Origin of the sequence: Sulfitobacter sp. HNIBRBA3233, assembly GCF_040149665.1 — a bacterium.
GTDB classification, from domain to species: Bacteria; Pseudomonadota; Alphaproteobacteria; order Rhodobacterales; family Rhodobacteraceae; genus Sulfitobacter; species Sulfitobacter marinivivus.
The window spans coordinates 1,994,365-2,008,748 of sequence record NZ_JBEFLP010000001.1; the positions used below are offsets into that span (position 1 = coordinate 1,994,365).

The window sequence follows — 14,384 nt, forward strand, 5'->3', positions numbered from 1 at the left end:
TGGTAGCAGAAAAATGCGCCGCTCAAAGACTGTTTTGCGGGGAAAAAGCGCCTAGGTCTTGCATTGGATTAAAGGAGCACACCCTATGACAGACCTAAGCGCATTCCCGATCACCTCACGATGGAAACCCGTTAACAGCGACGTTCTTCAACTCTATTCCTTCCCCACGCCCAACGGCGTGAAAGTCTCCATCGCGCTCGAGGAAACCGGCCTGCCTTACGAGGCGCACAAGGTCACGCTGGCCGATGCGGACGTGAAAAGCGCGGAGTTCCTGTCGCTTAACCCCAACAACAAGATCCCCGCGATCATTGATCCCGATGGGCCGGAGGGCAAACCCGTGGGGCTGTTCGAGAGCGGCGCGATCCTGATCTATCTGGCCGAGAAAACCGGAAAGCTGCTGGGCGAGGGCCCCGAGGACAAGGCCAAGGCGATCCAGTGGCTGATGTTCCAGATGGGCGGGCTCGGGCCGATGCTGGGACAGCTGGGGTTCTTCTACAAGTTCGCGGGTTCCGAATGGGAGGACAAGCGCCCGCAGGAACGCTATATCAACGAGGCCAAGCGCCTGCTCGCGGTGCTGAACCTCGAACTCGCGGGCAAGGAGTGGATCACGGGCAGCCACTATACCATCGCCGATATCGCCATCGCACCCTGGCTGCGCGCGCTGGATTTCTACGGCGCGAAAGAGGTGGTCGGCTGGGACGATCATACCAACCTGATCGACTATCTGGCCCGGTTCGAGGCCCGGCCGGCGGTCCAGAAAGGTCTGGTAACCCCGCCGCGCGACTAGATCCTGCGCGCCACGATAAAGCGGCTCATCGCCGGAAAGCTGCCGGTTTCGACGATGTCGAAACCGGCGGCGGCGATGGCGGCCTCGGCCCCTGCAAAACTCAGCCGCCGCACGAAGGGCGCCATGCCGATCGCCTGCATGGCAGGGATCATCGCGGCAAAGGCAAAGCGCTTCACGCCCAGCGACGGATCGGCGAGGCAGGCGGTTTTCGAGATGAAATATCCCCCCGCGGGCAGTGTGGCATGGACCGCGCGCAAAAGGCCCTCCAGATCCTCGACCAGATGCAACAGGTTGAAGGCCAGCACCACATCCGCGCCATCCGTCTGGCCCAGCGTCTGCGCACCCGCGCCCACTTCGAACCGCAGCGCGTCCAGCCCGGCCTCTGCGGCTTTCGCCCGCGCGATGTAGATCATCTCGGCCGAGATATCCGTTCCCAGATAGGTGCCGCTATGCGGGGCCAGACGCAGCGCCGTCGTCCCCGTCCCGCAGCCGATCTCGATGACCCGCTGGCCGGGATCCAGATAGGTGATGGTGCGCGCTATCGTATGGTCATAGGCCACTTCGTCCCCGATCGGGGAGGCCGCGTATTTCGCCGCACGCTTGTCCCAGAACGAAGACTGGTCTCTCCTCATCGCGGCACTCTCCCGGGGCGGGCGGTCAGGGCAGTTTGCCGGTCAGCACGTAGCGCAGGATATCGACCACCTGCTCCGGCTCGGACGCGACCGCAAGCGCCGCGGCGTCCACCTCCTTCAGCGCATGCGCGTGATCGGGCCCGTGCAGGATCACCAGCGATTTGCCCAGTGCCGCGGCATATCCCGCGTCGAAGGCGGCATTCCACTGCTTGTACTGGTCCCCGAAGCGCACCACGACCACATCCGCCTCCTCGATGCCCTTGCGGGTACGGATCGCATTGATCTGCGCGCCCTTCCGGTCGTGCCAGAACTTGTCCGGCTCGGCCCCGAGGATCGCAACCCCGCAATCGTCACTGGCCGCGTGATCCGTCACCGGGCTGTCGAACACGACATCGAGGTCCTGCGCCCCTGCCACGATCCGCTCGCGCCAGTCGGTGTGGATTTCACCCGAAAGATACACTTTCAACATCGTCGTTCCCTCCTGCGCCTTCCGGCCTTGCGATGCGCCGCCGGGGCTTCTCCATTTTGCCAATAAACTCAATTCCGCGCCCGCAGCCCGCGCGACGCCCGTGATTATCCCCGCAACGTCCCGCCGGTGGCTTTCGCCACTTTCTCCACGACCCGCTGGCCGATCGCCTCGATATCCGCGTCCTTCAGCGTGGCCTCGACCGGTTGCAGACGCACCGTGATGGCGAGCGATTTCTTCCCCTCGCCAAGGCTTCCGCCGATGAATTCATCGAAGACCCGCACGTCGCTGATCAGGGTCTTGTCGGCCCCCATCGCGGCATTGACCACGGTCAGCGCCTCGACATCGGCATCGACCACGAAAGCGAAATCGCGCTCCACCGCCTGAAGGTCGCTCAGCTTCAGCGCCGGGCGCGTGGCACCGGATTTACGCGGCAAGGGTACCTCGTCGGGATAGAGCGTGAAGGCGACCACGGGGCCCTTCACATCCATCTCGCGCAGCACCTTGGGGTGCAATTCACCGAAGACACCCAGAACCTTCTTCGGGCCGAGGCAGATTTTCCCGTGACGGCCCGGATGCCACCAGCCTTCGGCGCCGCGCATGATCTGTACTTTCGCGGGCGCGCCCATGGCCGCAAGGATCGCTTCCGCGTCCGCCTTGGCGTCGAACACATCCACCGCCCGCGAAGCCCCCAGCACATCCTTGGGGCCTGTCCGGCCCACGAGGATGCCGGTGATCAGGCTGCGCTGCTCGCCCGGCTCGCCGCCGTCGAAAACGGGGCCAAGCTCGAACAGCGCCATATCCGCCTGCCCCCGCGCCTGATTGCGCGCGGCGGCCTGCAACAGGCCCGGCAGCAGATCGGGGCGCATGTGGCTCATGTCGCTGCTGATCGGGTTTTCCAGTTGCGTCGCCTGCGTGCCGCCACCGAACAGCGCCGCCGAGGCGCTGTCGATGAAGCTGTAGCTCACGCATTCGTGGTATCCCAGCGCCGCCGCCGTGCGCCGTGCAGAGGTCGCACGGCGCTGCGCGGGCGACAGCACGGGGCGCGGCACCCCGTCGCTCAGACGCGGCAGGGGCCGGCCCTGCAGTTTGGTCAGCGATGCGATGCGGGCGACTTCCTCGACCAGATCGGCCTCGCCCTGCACGTCGGGGCGCCAGCTGGGCACATGGGCCATGTCGCCCTCCAGCCGGAACCCCAGCGCGGTCAGCGTCTGGCGCTGGTCGCTCTCGGGGATTTCCATCCCAACGAGGCTGATCACGCGCTTGGCATCCAGACGGTAGGCGCGCGCGGTATCGGGCACGCGGCCCGCCACGACAACCTCGGACGCCTCACCGCCCGCATGATCGAGGATCATCCGCGTGGCATGTTCGATCCCGTAGGGCGTCCATTCCGGGTCGATCCCGCGCTCGAACCGGTAGCGCGCGTCGGAGTTGATCTTGAGCGCGCGGCCCGTGTAGGCGGTACGCACCGGATCGAAATAGGCCGCTTCGATAAAGACATTCTCGGTCTCTTCCGTCACGCCGGAGGGCAGCCCCCCCATGACGCCCGCGATGCTTTCCACCCCGTTCGCGTCCGAGATCAGGGTCATCCCCTCGGAGAAGGTATAGTCCTTCTCGTCCAGCCCCTTGAGCGTCTCGCCGCCCTTGGCGCGGTGGACGCGCAGGGTGTTGCCCGCGATCTTGTCCGCGTCGAAGACGTGCAGGGGACGGTTGCGATCGAAGGTGAAGAAGTTCGTCACATCCACGAGAAAGCTGATCGGGCGCAGACCGATGGCACGCAGCGCATCCTGCAACCACGCGGGGCTCGGCCCGTTCTTCACACCGCGGATGACGCGCCCGTAGAACACCGGACAGGCGTCGAGCGTATCTTCGTCGATGGTCACGCTGACCGGACAGGCAAACGCGCCCTCGACCGCGTCGCAGTCGCGTTTCTTCAGCTTGCCCAGACCCCGTGCCGCAAGATCGCGGGCGATGCCGCGCACGCCCAGCGCATCGGGCCGGTTGGGTGTGATCGCGATCTCGATCACCGGATCGACCTTGGCCGGATCATTTTCGGCCAGCCAGTCGACAAAGCTGTCGCCGACCTTGCCCGAGGGCAGTTCGATGATGCCGTCATGTTCGTCCGACAATTCCAGCTCGCGCTCGGAGGCCATCATGCCGAAGCTCTCGATCCCGCGGATCTTGCCCACGCCGATGGTGGTGTCGATGCCCGGCACGTAGACACCCGGTTTGGCGACCACGACGGTGATCCCCTCGCGCGCGTTCGGCGCGCCGCAGATGATCTGCTGCACGCCCTCGTCGGTCTGGACCTGACAGACGCGCAGGCGGTCCGCATCGGGGTGCTTTTCGGCGCTTTCAACGTAACCGAGCGTGAAATCGGCCAGCTTCGCGCCCCGGTCCTCGACGCCTTCGACCTCGAGCCCGAGATCGGTCAGCGCATAGGTGATCTCGTCCAGCGACGCGGTGGTGTCGAGGTGATCCTTGAGCCAGGAGAGGGTGAATTTCATTTTATTACTCCTTTGACCGGTACGAAGCCGTGCCAGACGTTTTCACAAGCTGAAATCGCCGCTGTCACCTGCTCAGCCCGCTATGCAAATTCGGCTGGTCCAGTGACGCGAAGCCGTAGTGGCGCAGCCAGCGCAGGTCTGAATCGAAGAACGCCCGCAGGTCGGGGATGCCGTATTTCAGCATCGCGATCCGGTCGATGCCCATGCCAAAGGCAAAGCCCTGCCATTCGTTGGGGTCGATCCCGCCCGCTTGCAGCACCTTGGGGTGGACCATGCCGGAGCCCAGCACTTCGAGCCAGCCGTCGCCTTCGCCGATGCGCAGCTGGCCGTCGACCCAGGAGCACTGGATGTCGACCTCGGCCGAAGGTTCGGTGAAGGGGAAGTGCGAGGCCCGGAAGCGGGTCTTGATGCCGTCGATTTCGAAGAAGGCCGAGAAGAATTCCTCGAGCGTCCATTTCAGGTTCGCCATCGAGATGTCGCGGTCGATCGCGAGCCCTTCGACCTGATGGAACATCGGCGTGTGGGTCTGGTCGTAATCGGCGCGGTAGACACCGCCGGGGCAGATGATGCGCAGCGGCGCACCTTCGGCCTCCATCGTGCGGATCTGCACCGGGCTGGTGTGGGTGCGCAGCACGTGGGGCGGGCGGTCGTCGCCCTCGGCCCGCGCCATATAGAAGGTGTCCATCTCGGCCCGGGCGGGGTGGTGGCCGGGGATGTTGAGCGCGTCGAAGTTGTACCAGTCGGTATCGATGCGCGGGCCTTCGGCAACGGAGAAGCCCATTTCGGCGAAAATCGCGGTCAGCTCTTCGGTGACCTGGCTGACGGGGTGGATGGTGCCCGCAGGGCGCACGCGCCCCGGCAGGGTCACGTCCAGCCATTCGGCGCGCAGACGCTCGTCCAGCGCGGCATCGGCGAGCGCTGCTTTCTTGGCGGCGAGCGCGCTGTTGATCTCGTCCTTGAGCGCGTTCAGCGCGGGGCCTGCGGTCTGGCGTTCCTCGGGCGTCATCTTGCCCAGTTCGCGCATCTTCAGAGCGACTTCGCCCTTCTTGCCGACGGCGGCAAGACGGATATCCTCGAGCGCGGATTCGTCGCCCGCATCCGCAATCTGGCTGAGGTATTTCTGCTTCAGATCATCCATGCCCGTTTCCTCGTTTGTCCTTGGCGTTGCTAATCGCGGGTCTGTCCGATTGCAAGCGCGCTGGACAAGCCGCCCGCCCTGCCCCTAGCGTTGTACGATCCAAGGGGAGGACAGGATGACAAACCACACCGGACGCTGCTACTGCGGCGAGATCACCTACAAGATTACCGGCGCGGCGCAATGGCAGGCCCAGTGCCACTGCCGCGAATGCCAGTATATCTCGGGCGGGGGGCCGAATTACTTCATGATCGTGGCGGCGGATGATTTCACCATCACCAAGGGCACGCCGACCCAGTTTGCCCGCGCCGATCTGGACAGCCCGCGCCGGCGCGATTTCTGCCCGACCTGCGGCACCCATCTGGTGACCCGCCTGCCCGACCGCCCTGCCGTGGTGGTCAAGGTCGGCACGCTGGACGATCCGGCTGCCTATGCCGGACCGGCGGCGGCGATCTTTACCTGCGACGCGCAGCCCTATCACCGCATACCCGACGACCTGCCCGCCTTCGACAAGCTGCCCCCGCGCTGAGATCGCGGCACACCACCCGCACCGGAAACGAAAAAGCCGCCCCCGAAGACCGGGAGCGGCTTTGATTTTACAGACCGGTGCCGGTTCAGGCGGCCAGCGCGTCCTGTGCGGACTTTACGATGGCGCCGAATGCTTCGGGCTCGTTCACGGCCAGATCGGCCAGAACCTTGCGGTCCACTTCGATCCCCGCCAGTGTCAGGCCGTTGATGAAGCGGCTGTATGTCAGCGCCTCGTCGTGGCTGCGCACGGCTGCGTTGATCCGCTGGATCCAGAGCGCGCGGAAGTTGCGCTTGCGGTTCTTGCGGTCACGGGTTGCGTATTGGTTGGCCTTGTCGACCGCCTGCGAGGCGACCTTGAAGGTGTTCTTGCGACGACCGTAGTAACCTTTGGCCGCCTTGACGATTTTCTTGTGGCGCGCGTGGGCGACTGTTCCACCTTTGGTACGGGACATTTCAGGATCTCCTTATCAGCGGTCGTAGGGCATGAAGCCCTTGATGATCTTTGCATCGGGCTCCGACAGGACTGTCGTGCCGCGTGCGTCGCGGATGAATTTCTTGCTCCGCTTGATCATGCCGTGGCGCTTGCCGGCCTGACCGCCGATGACCTTTCCGGTCGCCGAGATCTTGAAGCGCTTCTTGGCGCTCGACTTCGTCTTCATCTTGGGCATTTCCGTCTCCTTGTCGTCTACGGTTTACGCACGACTCGGCATGCCACTGTCGGCCGGCCGTGCAGGAATGAGTTGGGCGTATAGGACGCGCCGCCGCGCGAGGCAAGAGCCGATTTTGCCAGCCGCCGCCGTCCGCCGTCAGGGCATGTAGCGCGCGGCCACTTTCACGAAGACATCGGGGATTTCCTGAAGCGAGTAGCCGCCGGGTTTGCCCGCGATTGCGAAAACGATCAGGCCGCCCGCGATCAGGACGGTGATCGCCGAAGCCCGCGGCGCGCGCCGGTCGCTGATCGCCGACAGGATCGAGGGGATGGAAAGCGCGGCAATGATGATGCCAAGGACGAGGGCAAGATCGAGGTCCATCACGGCACTCCGTTGGTCATATTGACCCCACGTTACTCTGGATCGGACGCAAAGATCAAACGCTCATCACAGGGGGCAACGCGCAGGATATTGGTGCTGCCGGGAACGTTGAAGGGCACGCCCGCCGTCACCACGACGAAATCGCGCTCTCCGGCGAAGCCCTCTTCGCGGGCGGCGCGCACGGCGCTGACCACCGCCTTCTTGAAGCGGTCCACCGTGCTGGTCACCGTGCAGTTGCACCCCCAGCTCAGCGCCAGCCGCCGGGCCGTGCTGCGCAGGGGCGTCAGCGCGATGATCGGCACGCGGGGCCGCTCGCGCGCGGTCAGCAAAGCGGTGGTGCCCGACTGGGTAAAGCAGCAGATGGCCGCGATATCGGTGGTCTCGGCGATCTCGCGCGCGGCGGCCACGATGGCATCGGCGACCGAGGTCAGACCCTCTGTGCGGCTCGATTCGATGATCTGGCGGTAGGTCGGATCCTGTTCGACCTCGGTGGCGACGCGGTCCATGGTCTGCACGGCCTCGACCGGATAGCTGCCGGCGGCGGATTCGGCGGACAGCATGACCGCATCCGCCCCCTCGTAGATGGCCGTGGCAACGTCGGAGACTTCCGCGCGGGTGGGCATCGGGCTTTCGATCATCGATTCCAGCATCTGCGTCGCCACGATCACCGGCTTGCCCACCGCACGGCACCGGCGCACCAGACGCTTCTGGATCGGCGGCACCGCCTGCACGGGCAGCTCCACCCCCAGATCGCCGCGGGCGATCATGATCCCGTCGGACACGGCCAGAATGTCGTCGAACCGCTCAACCGCCGAGGGCTTTTCGATCTTCGACAGGATCGCCGCACGCCCTCCGGCCAGTTCGCGGGCCTCCTGCACATCCTCGGGCCGCTGTACGAAGCTGAGCGCGAGCCAGTCGACCCCGAGGTCGCAGACGAATTCCAGATCGGCGCGGTCCTTTTCGCTGAGCGCAGCCAGCGGCAGCACGACATCGGGGACGTTGACCCCCTTGCGGTTCGAGATCGTCCCGCCTGTGACCACCTCGCAATCGGCAAAATCCTTGCCGCAGTCGCGGACTTTCAGGCGTATCTTGCCGTCATTGACCAACAGGCTGGCCCCCGGTTCGAGCACCGCAAAGATTTCGGGATGGGGCAGGCAGACGCGATTCACATCCCCCGGCGTCTCGTCGAGGTCGAGCCGGAAATCTGCGCCTTCGGCAAGTTCCTCGCTTTCGTCAGCGAAGGTGCCCACACGCAATTTCGGCCCCTGCAAATCCGCGAGAATCGCGATGGAGGATCCGGTCTCTTCCTCGATCTGGCGGATCATGCCGTGCTTGGCGCGGATTTCCTCGTGGCTGCCGTGGCTCATGTTCAACCGGAACACATCGGCGCCCGCGTGGTGTAGCGCGCCGATCATCTCGGGCGTCTCCGAGGCGGGACCTAGGGTGGCGACGATCTTTACATTGCGCTTGCGTCTCATCGGGGCAGTTCTCTCTAGTTTGTTAGCGGTCACATCACCCGCGAAGCGGCAGATTGTCCAGCCCCGCGGGGCCGCGTGACCGCAGTAAATCACGTCGCGGCAGCGGACGCACCCCCGTCGTTCGGTTGACCGCCCTTCCCGGCGCCCCCATCTTGGGCTGACATGGACAGGAGCCAACCAGATGAGCACACCCACACAGCAGGAAATCGAACTTCAGGCCGCCGCCTTCCGGCGTCTGCAAAAGCACCTGATGGAAGACCGCACGGACGTGCAGAACATCGACCTGATGAACCTCGCCGGATTTTGCCGCAACTGCCTGAGCCGCTGGTATCAGGAAGCCGCCGCCGAACGCGGGATTGAGATCGGCAAGGAAGAGGCGCGCGAGCTTTTCTACGGCATGACGATGGACGAATGGAAAGCGGGCTACCAGACCGACGCCAGCGCCCCGCAGGAAGAAGCGTTCAAGAAAGCGTTCGAGGAAAACGTCGGCAAAGGCTGAAGCGCCGCGCCTCACCTGGCGCCTTGCCTGCAGAGCGTTTTGGGGCGCGGCGCGTCTCGCCGGACTGTCTGACGCCAGCGGCGACGCCACAGGCGCCTGACACTCTGGATCACCGACTTGGATGTCGCGCGGACCGCCAGCGCGGGAGGACACCGAGCGGGCCGCGCGCCCGCTCGGGCAGCAAGTGGGGTCAGACAGCCGCCTTGCGCATCTCGTCGAGATAGATCTCGCGCAGGCGCAGCGCCACGCGTCCGGGCGTGCCATCGCCCAGCGACACGCCGTCGATCTCGACCACCGGCATCACGAAGGCCGACGCGGATGTGGTGAAGGCCTCGTCCGCCGCCTGCGCCTCTTCGATGGTAAAGCTGCGCTCTTCGACCTCCATCTGCGCCTCGCGGGCAAAGCGCAGGACGGCGGCGCGGGTGATCCCGTGCAGGATCTCGTTGCCCAAGTGCCGCGTGATGATCCGGTTGCCCTTGACGATATAGGCGTTGTTGGAGGTTCCTTCGGTCACGAAACCGTCCTCGACCATCCACGCATCGTCGCAGCCCGCCTTCTTCGCCATCATCTTGCCCATGGACGGATACAGCAGCTGCACCGTCTTGATGTCGCGGCGGCCCCAGCGGATATCCTCGATGCTGATGACCTTGGCGCCTTTCTTGGCCGCCGGGCTGTCGGCCAGACCGGGTTTGTTCTGGGTGAACAGCACGATGGTCGGCTCGGTATCGTCAGCGGGAAAGACGAAATCGCGGTCGCCATCCGATCCGCGCGTGATCTGCAGATACACCAGACCCTCATCGATCTCGTTCAGGCGCACCAGTTCGCGGTGCACCTCCAGCAGGTCTTCCTTGGAAATCGGGTTCTTCATGTCCAGCTCGTTCAACGACCGGCTGAGCCGCACCGCATGGCCGTCGAAGTCGATCAGCTTGCCGCCCAGCACGCTTGTCACCTCATAGACGCCATCGGCCATGAGAAAGCCCCGGTCAAAGATCGAAACCTTGGCCTCGGTTTCGGGAAGGTAGTCGCCGTTCACGTAAACTGTGCGGGTCATCGTGGTTTCCTTTTCGTCATGTCGGGGCCAGCCCGGTGATATCGGCGGCGCTCAGCCTGCCGGTGTTCAAAAGGTGGCTCAGCGCGGTGGCCACAGCCGCCGCATCGGCGCGCGCGTCATGGGCAGGGCCCGGCGCGTCGAGCCCGAAATGGCCACAGATCGTATTGCTGCGCAAGCGGTGCACCGTCTCCAGATCCTCGCCCGCCGTAACCAGAAGCGGCGGCGCGTTGCGAAACTGCGCCGCGGGGATCGGGCTGGTGAGCCCCTGCACGAACAGCGAGGGCGCAAAGGTCAGAAGCTCGTCCTTGCCCCAGCCGAGCAAAAGGCTGCCGCGCGCGAAATCCGACAGGGCGGCAAGGGCGTCGGCCAGCGCCAGCCCCTCGGCCTGCAACTGCGCATCGGTGATCCCGCAGAGCCGCGTCAGCAGCGGGTCGACCGGCGCGATCTGCCCGTCGCGGTCGCGGGGCGACACATACCAGCCCACGGGGTCCGAAACCGCGAAGGGCGCGCCGAGCGACAGGTGGACGGCGCCGATCTGCACGCACAGCGGGTCGGGATCGTCCGGCCCGCACCAGAATCGCGCCGGCGCACCGGGTGCCGTCAGGAATTCGCAGTCATAGACCGTGACGAAATCCATCTCACCCCCAAAGCGCCGCAACCGGCGGATGCACACCGTCGCCGTCGAACACCAGCGGCGGGTCGCGGTCCTCGGCCAGCAACAGCGGACCGTCCAGGTCAACGACTTTCGCGCCCTGCGCGACCAGTGTCGCGGGTGCCATCGCCAGCGACGACCCGACCATGCAGCCGACCATCACGTCATATCCCTCGGCCAGCGCCGCCTTTCGCAAGGCCAGCGCCTCGGTCAGGCCCCCCGTCTTGTCGAGCTTGATGTTGACCACATCATACTTGCCCTTCAGCCCGGCAAGACTGTTGCGGTCGTGGCAGCTTTCGTCGGCGCAGACAGGCACCGGACGCTCGATGCCCAGCAGCGCATCATCCTCCCCCGCAGGCAGCGGCTGTTCGACCAGCGCAACCCCCAGGCGCACAAGGTGCGGCGCAAGGTCGGCATAGACATCGGCGCTCCACCCCTCGTTCGCGTCGACGATGATGGTGCTTTGCGGTGCGCCCGCGCGCACGGCCTCGAGACGCGGCATGTCGTCGGGGGTGCCCAGCTTGATCTTCAACAGCGGCCGATGGCTGTGTTTCGCGGCCTGCGCACGCATCGCATCCGGCGTATCCAGAGACAGCGTATAGGCTGTCACCTCCGGCCCCGGCGCGTCCAGCCCGGCCAGGTCCCAGACCCGCTTGCCCGCGCGCTTGGCCTCCAGATCCCACAGCGCGCAATCGACGGCGTTGCGCGCCGCCCCCGCTGACAACAGGTCATAGAGCGCGGCACGGTCCAGATCCGACGGCAGGCTCTCGATCTCGGCGGTCACACTCTCCAGCGTCTCGTCGTAGCGCGCGTAGGGCACGCATTCGCCCCAACCGCTTGCCGTGCCATCGCTGATGCGCACTGTCAGCACCTTCGCCTCGCTGCGCGATCCGCGCGAGATGGTGAACACCTGCGCCAGCTTGAACACGTCACGGGTGACTTCGATCCGCATCACTTTCTCCTTCGCCGCCCCGATCACCGGTCCGCCGAGGTCAGGCGCACCGGCGTCGGGGCTTCTCTATTTTGCCCTTAAACTCGATCCCGCACCCTCCACGGGCGCGACAGATCAAAGCGCTTCCAACGCCTCCGCCAGACGCTCGGCCCCGTGGCGGAACGGATCCACCGCGGGCAGGCCCATTTCTTCCTCGACCTTGGCAAGATAGGCGCGCGCATCCGCATCGCTCATGTGCTGGGTATTGACCGAAACGCCCACGACCTCGCAGGCGGGGTTCGCCACCCGCGCCAGCGTCAGCGCCACATCGCGCACCGCCTCGAGGCTCGGAGGGGTATAATCGGGCAGACCCCGCATATGGCTGCGCGTGGGCTCATGGCACAGGATCAGCGCATCGGGCTGCCCGCCGTGGATCAGCGCCAGCGTCACCCCCGAATAGCTGACGTGAAACAGCGATCCCTGCCCCTCGATGATGTCCCAGTGGTCGTCGTCGTTGTCGGGCGTAAGGTATTCGATCGAACCGGCCATGAAATCCGCGATCACCGCATCCAGCGGCACGCCCTCGCCGGTGATCAGGATGCCGGTCTGGCCGGTCGCGCGAAAGCTCGACTTGAGGCCGCGCTCCTTCATCGCGGCGTCCAGCGCCAGCGCCGTATACATCTTGCCCACCGAACAATCTGTGCCCACGGCCAGCACCCGCTTGCCGCTGCGCTTCACGCCGTTGGCGATGGGGTATTTTACCGACGGGATGCGCACATCGTGCAGCGTCCGCCCGTTGGCCGCCGCCGCCGCGGCCAGATCGGCCTCGTCGCGCAACAGGTTGTGCAGCCCCGAGGCCACGTCGAATCCCATCTCGACCGCCTCGATCAGGACGGATTTCCACGCCGCCGAGATCATGCCGCCGCGGTTCGCCACGCCGATCACCAGCGTCTTGGCACCGGCGTCCCATGCCTCGGCGAGGGTCATGTCGGTCAGGCCGACGTCGGCCTTGCAGCCCTCCATCCGGAACTGGCCGACGGCGTTGTCGGGGCGCCAGTCCTTGATCCCCTGCGCGACTTTCGCGGCAAGCTGGTCCGGCGCATCGCCGAGGAAGAGCAAATAGGGTGTCTTGATCATGGTCCGAATCTCCGCGCGTATTTCAGTCGCGCGCAGATTGCGCGATGTTGCACGCAATTCAATCGCATATCCCGCGCCACAGGCAGACTGGTTGCAAGAAACCTGCGCAACGGCGTCGATCTGTGCATAATTTGTGCGCGAGCTGTCATGCTGCACCTGCAAAACCGGCTTGCAGCATGCAGCGCAATTTTATAATCCGCAGGGGCAAATAATCGAAACATTATGTCCCGCAAAGGATCGCACCCCATGAGCTTTCGCATTCAGCCTACGCCGCCTGCCCGTCCGAACCGCTGCCAGTTGTTCGGCCCGGGATCGAACAAGAAACTCTTCGAGAAAATGGCGGCTTCGGCGGCTGACGTGATCAACCTTGATCTGGAGGATTCGGTCGGACCCAACGACAAGGACCTCGCCCGCGCCAACGTGATCGAGGCGATCAATACCGTCGACTGGGGCAAGAAGACGCTGTCGGTCCGCATCAACAGCCTGGACACGCCTTACTGGTACCGCGATGTCGTCGACCTGCTCGAACAGGCGTCGGAGCGGCTGGATATGATCATGATCCCGAAAGTGGGCTGCGCGGCAGATGTCTATGCCGTGGACGCGCTGGTCACGGCGATCGAGGCGGCCAAGGGACGCAGCAAGCGGATCGCGCTGGAAGTCATCATCGAAAGCGCTGCGGGCATCGCCCACGTCGAGGAGATCGCCGCCTCCTCTCCCCGTCTGGAGGCGATGAGCCTCGGCGCTGCCGATTTCGCGGCCTCGATGGGCATGCAGACCACCGGCATCGGCGGGACGCAGGAAAACTACTATATGCTGCACGAGGGTGCGAAATACTGGTCCGATCCGTGGCACTGGGCGCAGACCGCGATTGTCGCCGCCTGCCGGACGCACGGCATCCTGCCGGTCGACGGGCCTTTCGGCGATTTTTCGGACGACGAGGGCTGCCGCGCGCAGGCGCGCCGCTCCGCCACGCTGGGCATGGTGGGCAAATGGGCGATCCACCCCAAGCAGATCGCGATCAGCAACGAGGTCTTCACCCCCTCCGACGAAGCCGTGGCGGAAGCCCGCGAAATTCTCGAAGCGATGGAAACCGCGAAGCGCAACGGCGAAGGCGCGACTGTCTACAAGGGACGGCTCGTCGATATCGCGTCGATCAAGCAGGCCGAGGTCATCGTGCGCCAGCACGAGATGATCACCGCCTGATCCGCAAACGTGAAACGGCCCGCCTGACCAAGGGCGGGCCGTACACAGGATGAAAATTCTGTTGCGCTAATGAACACCGCGCATCGTCTACATCACAAAATTCCGTTGGTGCGCATGCCATCCCGCCCCGGGCACGGGATCCGCCTGCGAAGACATGTCTACTTTGGCCATGAAAAAGCTGAGCGCAACCATCGTTCCGACCAGCCCCGCCAGCAGATAGTTGATCATGACCATATCGGACCCCTTTTTCGACACAATGCCGCCACATTCCGTTTGCACAGCCTGCGGCACCGCGCGGGGCTAAGCAAATAAAACAGGGTAAACAGTGTGTTTCCTGCGCCGCATCA

The 14,384-nt window shown here is 64.9% G+C and carries 17 protein-coding genes; 4 read left to right on the forward strand and 13 right to left on the reverse strand.

The features are described 5' to 3' along the window. The first annotated feature begins 85 nt into the window (after positions 1-85). A complete protein-coding gene (locus tag ABMC89_RS09830) occupies positions 86-787 on the forward strand; it encodes a glutathione S-transferase family protein (protein WP_349567662.1) in 702 nt (233 codons plus the stop codon). Here ABMC89_RS09830 and ABMC89_RS09835 read toward each other — a convergent pair. From ABMC89_RS09835 to pheS, 4 genes are all read right to left on the reverse strand, one after another. Then, on the reverse strand, positions 784-1,419 hold the full coding sequence (locus ABMC89_RS09835) for a class I SAM-dependent methyltransferase (RefSeq protein WP_349567664.1): 636 nt from the start codon (positions 1,417-1,419) through the stop codon (positions 784-786). The genes ABMC89_RS09830 and ABMC89_RS09835 overlap by 4 nt on opposite strands. Positions 1,420-1,444: 25 nt before the next feature. Then, entirely contained in the window at positions 1,445-1,888 is a 444-nt protein-coding gene (locus ABMC89_RS09840) for a YtoQ family protein (protein WP_349567666.1), read from the reverse strand. A 104-nt stretch (positions 1,889-1,992) separates the two neighbouring features. Further along, positions 1,993-4,392: a phenylalanine--tRNA ligase subunit beta gene (pheT, locus tag ABMC89_RS09845; RefSeq protein WP_349567668.1), complete on the reverse strand. Its 2,400-nt coding sequence runs from the start codon at positions 4,390-4,392 to the stop codon at positions 1,993-1,995. A gap of 64 nt (positions 4,393-4,456) precedes the next feature. Continuing rightward, the gene (pheS, locus tag ABMC89_RS09850; protein WP_349567670.1) at positions 4,457-5,530 is read right to left on the reverse strand and encodes a phenylalanine--tRNA ligase subunit alpha; all 1,074 of its coding nucleotides are present in this window, start codon (positions 5,528-5,530) and stop codon (positions 4,457-4,459) included. 115 nt (positions 5,531-5,645) lie between these two features. Here pheS and ABMC89_RS09855 point away from each other — a divergent pair, with 115 nt between their 5' ends. Further along, on the forward strand, positions 5,646-6,056 hold the full coding sequence (locus tag ABMC89_RS09855) for a GFA family protein (RefSeq protein WP_349567672.1): 411 nt from the start codon (positions 5,646-5,648) through the stop codon (positions 6,054-6,056). Between the two features lie 85 nt (positions 6,057-6,141). On the opposite strand, the gene rplT is transcribed toward ABMC89_RS09855, so the two are convergent. From rplT to pyk, 4 genes are all read right to left on the reverse strand, one after another. Next, a complete protein-coding gene (rplT, locus tag ABMC89_RS09860; protein WP_349567674.1) occupies positions 6,142-6,507 on the reverse strand; it encodes a 50S ribosomal protein L20 in 366 nt (121 codons plus the stop codon). Between the two features lie 15 nt (positions 6,508-6,522). Next, entirely contained in the window at positions 6,523-6,723 is a 201-nt protein-coding gene (gene rpmI, locus ABMC89_RS09865; protein WP_212704060.1) for a 50S ribosomal protein L35, read from the reverse strand. Between the two features lie 138 nt (positions 6,724-6,861). Further along, on the reverse strand, positions 6,862-7,086 hold the full coding sequence (locus tag ABMC89_RS09870; RefSeq protein ID WP_349567676.1) for a hypothetical protein: 225 nt from the start codon (positions 7,084-7,086) through the stop codon (positions 6,862-6,864). Positions 7,087-7,118: 32 nt separating this feature from the next. Then, positions 7,119-8,564, reverse strand: coding sequence for a pyruvate kinase (gene pyk, locus ABMC89_RS09875; RefSeq protein ID WP_349567678.1), 1,446 nt, complete (start codon positions 8,562-8,564; stop codon positions 7,119-7,121). A 181-nt stretch (positions 8,565-8,745) separates the two neighbouring features. Between pyk and ABMC89_RS09880 the strand changes: the two genes are divergently transcribed. Continuing rightward, positions 8,746-9,063 carry a DUF1244 domain-containing protein gene (locus ABMC89_RS09880; protein WP_349567680.1) on the forward strand — a complete coding sequence of 106 codons (318 nt, stop codon included), beginning with the start codon at positions 8,746-8,748 and terminating at the stop codon, positions 9,061-9,063. A gap of 190 nt (positions 9,064-9,253) precedes the next feature. Here the strand turns inward: ABMC89_RS09880 and ABMC89_RS09885 are convergent, their stop codons facing one another. From ABMC89_RS09885 to dgcN, 4 genes are all read right to left on the reverse strand, one after another. After that, the gene (locus ABMC89_RS09885; RefSeq protein WP_349567682.1) at positions 9,254-10,114 is read right to left on the reverse strand and encodes a D-amino-acid transaminase; all 861 of its coding nucleotides are present in this window, start codon (positions 10,112-10,114) and stop codon (positions 9,254-9,256) included. Between the two features lie 16 nt (positions 10,115-10,130). Continuing rightward, positions 10,131-10,751 carry an exonuclease gene (locus ABMC89_RS09890; protein WP_349567684.1) on the reverse strand — a complete coding sequence of 207 codons (621 nt, stop codon included), beginning with the start codon at positions 10,749-10,751 and terminating at the stop codon, positions 10,131-10,133. Position 10,752: 1 nt separating this feature from the next. Next, entirely contained in the window at positions 10,753-11,718 is a 966-nt protein-coding gene (gene dgcA, locus ABMC89_RS09895) for an N-acetyl-D-Glu racemase DgcA (protein ID WP_349567686.1), read from the reverse strand. Between the two features lie 114 nt (positions 11,719-11,832). Continuing rightward, a complete protein-coding gene (gene dgcN, locus ABMC89_RS09900; protein ID WP_349567688.1) occupies positions 11,833-12,834 on the reverse strand; it encodes an N-acetyltransferase DgcN in 1,002 nt (333 codons plus the stop codon). Between the two features lie 246 nt (positions 12,835-13,080). Here dgcN and ABMC89_RS09905 point away from each other — a divergent pair, with 246 nt between their 5' ends. Continuing rightward, positions 13,081-14,037 (forward strand): L-malyl-CoA/beta-methylmalyl-CoA lyase, encoded by a 957-nt coding sequence (locus ABMC89_RS09905; RefSeq protein WP_349567690.1) that lies wholly within the window; start codon positions 13,081-13,083, stop codon positions 14,035-14,037. An 87-nt stretch (positions 14,038-14,124) separates the two neighbouring features. Here the strand turns inward: ABMC89_RS09905 and ABMC89_RS09910 are convergent, their stop codons facing one another. Next, complete coding sequence (locus ABMC89_RS09910) at positions 14,125-14,271, reverse strand: hypothetical protein (protein ID WP_349567692.1); 147 nt, start codon at positions 14,269-14,271, stop codon at positions 14,125-14,127. Positions 14,272-14,384: the final 113 nt, after the last annotated feature.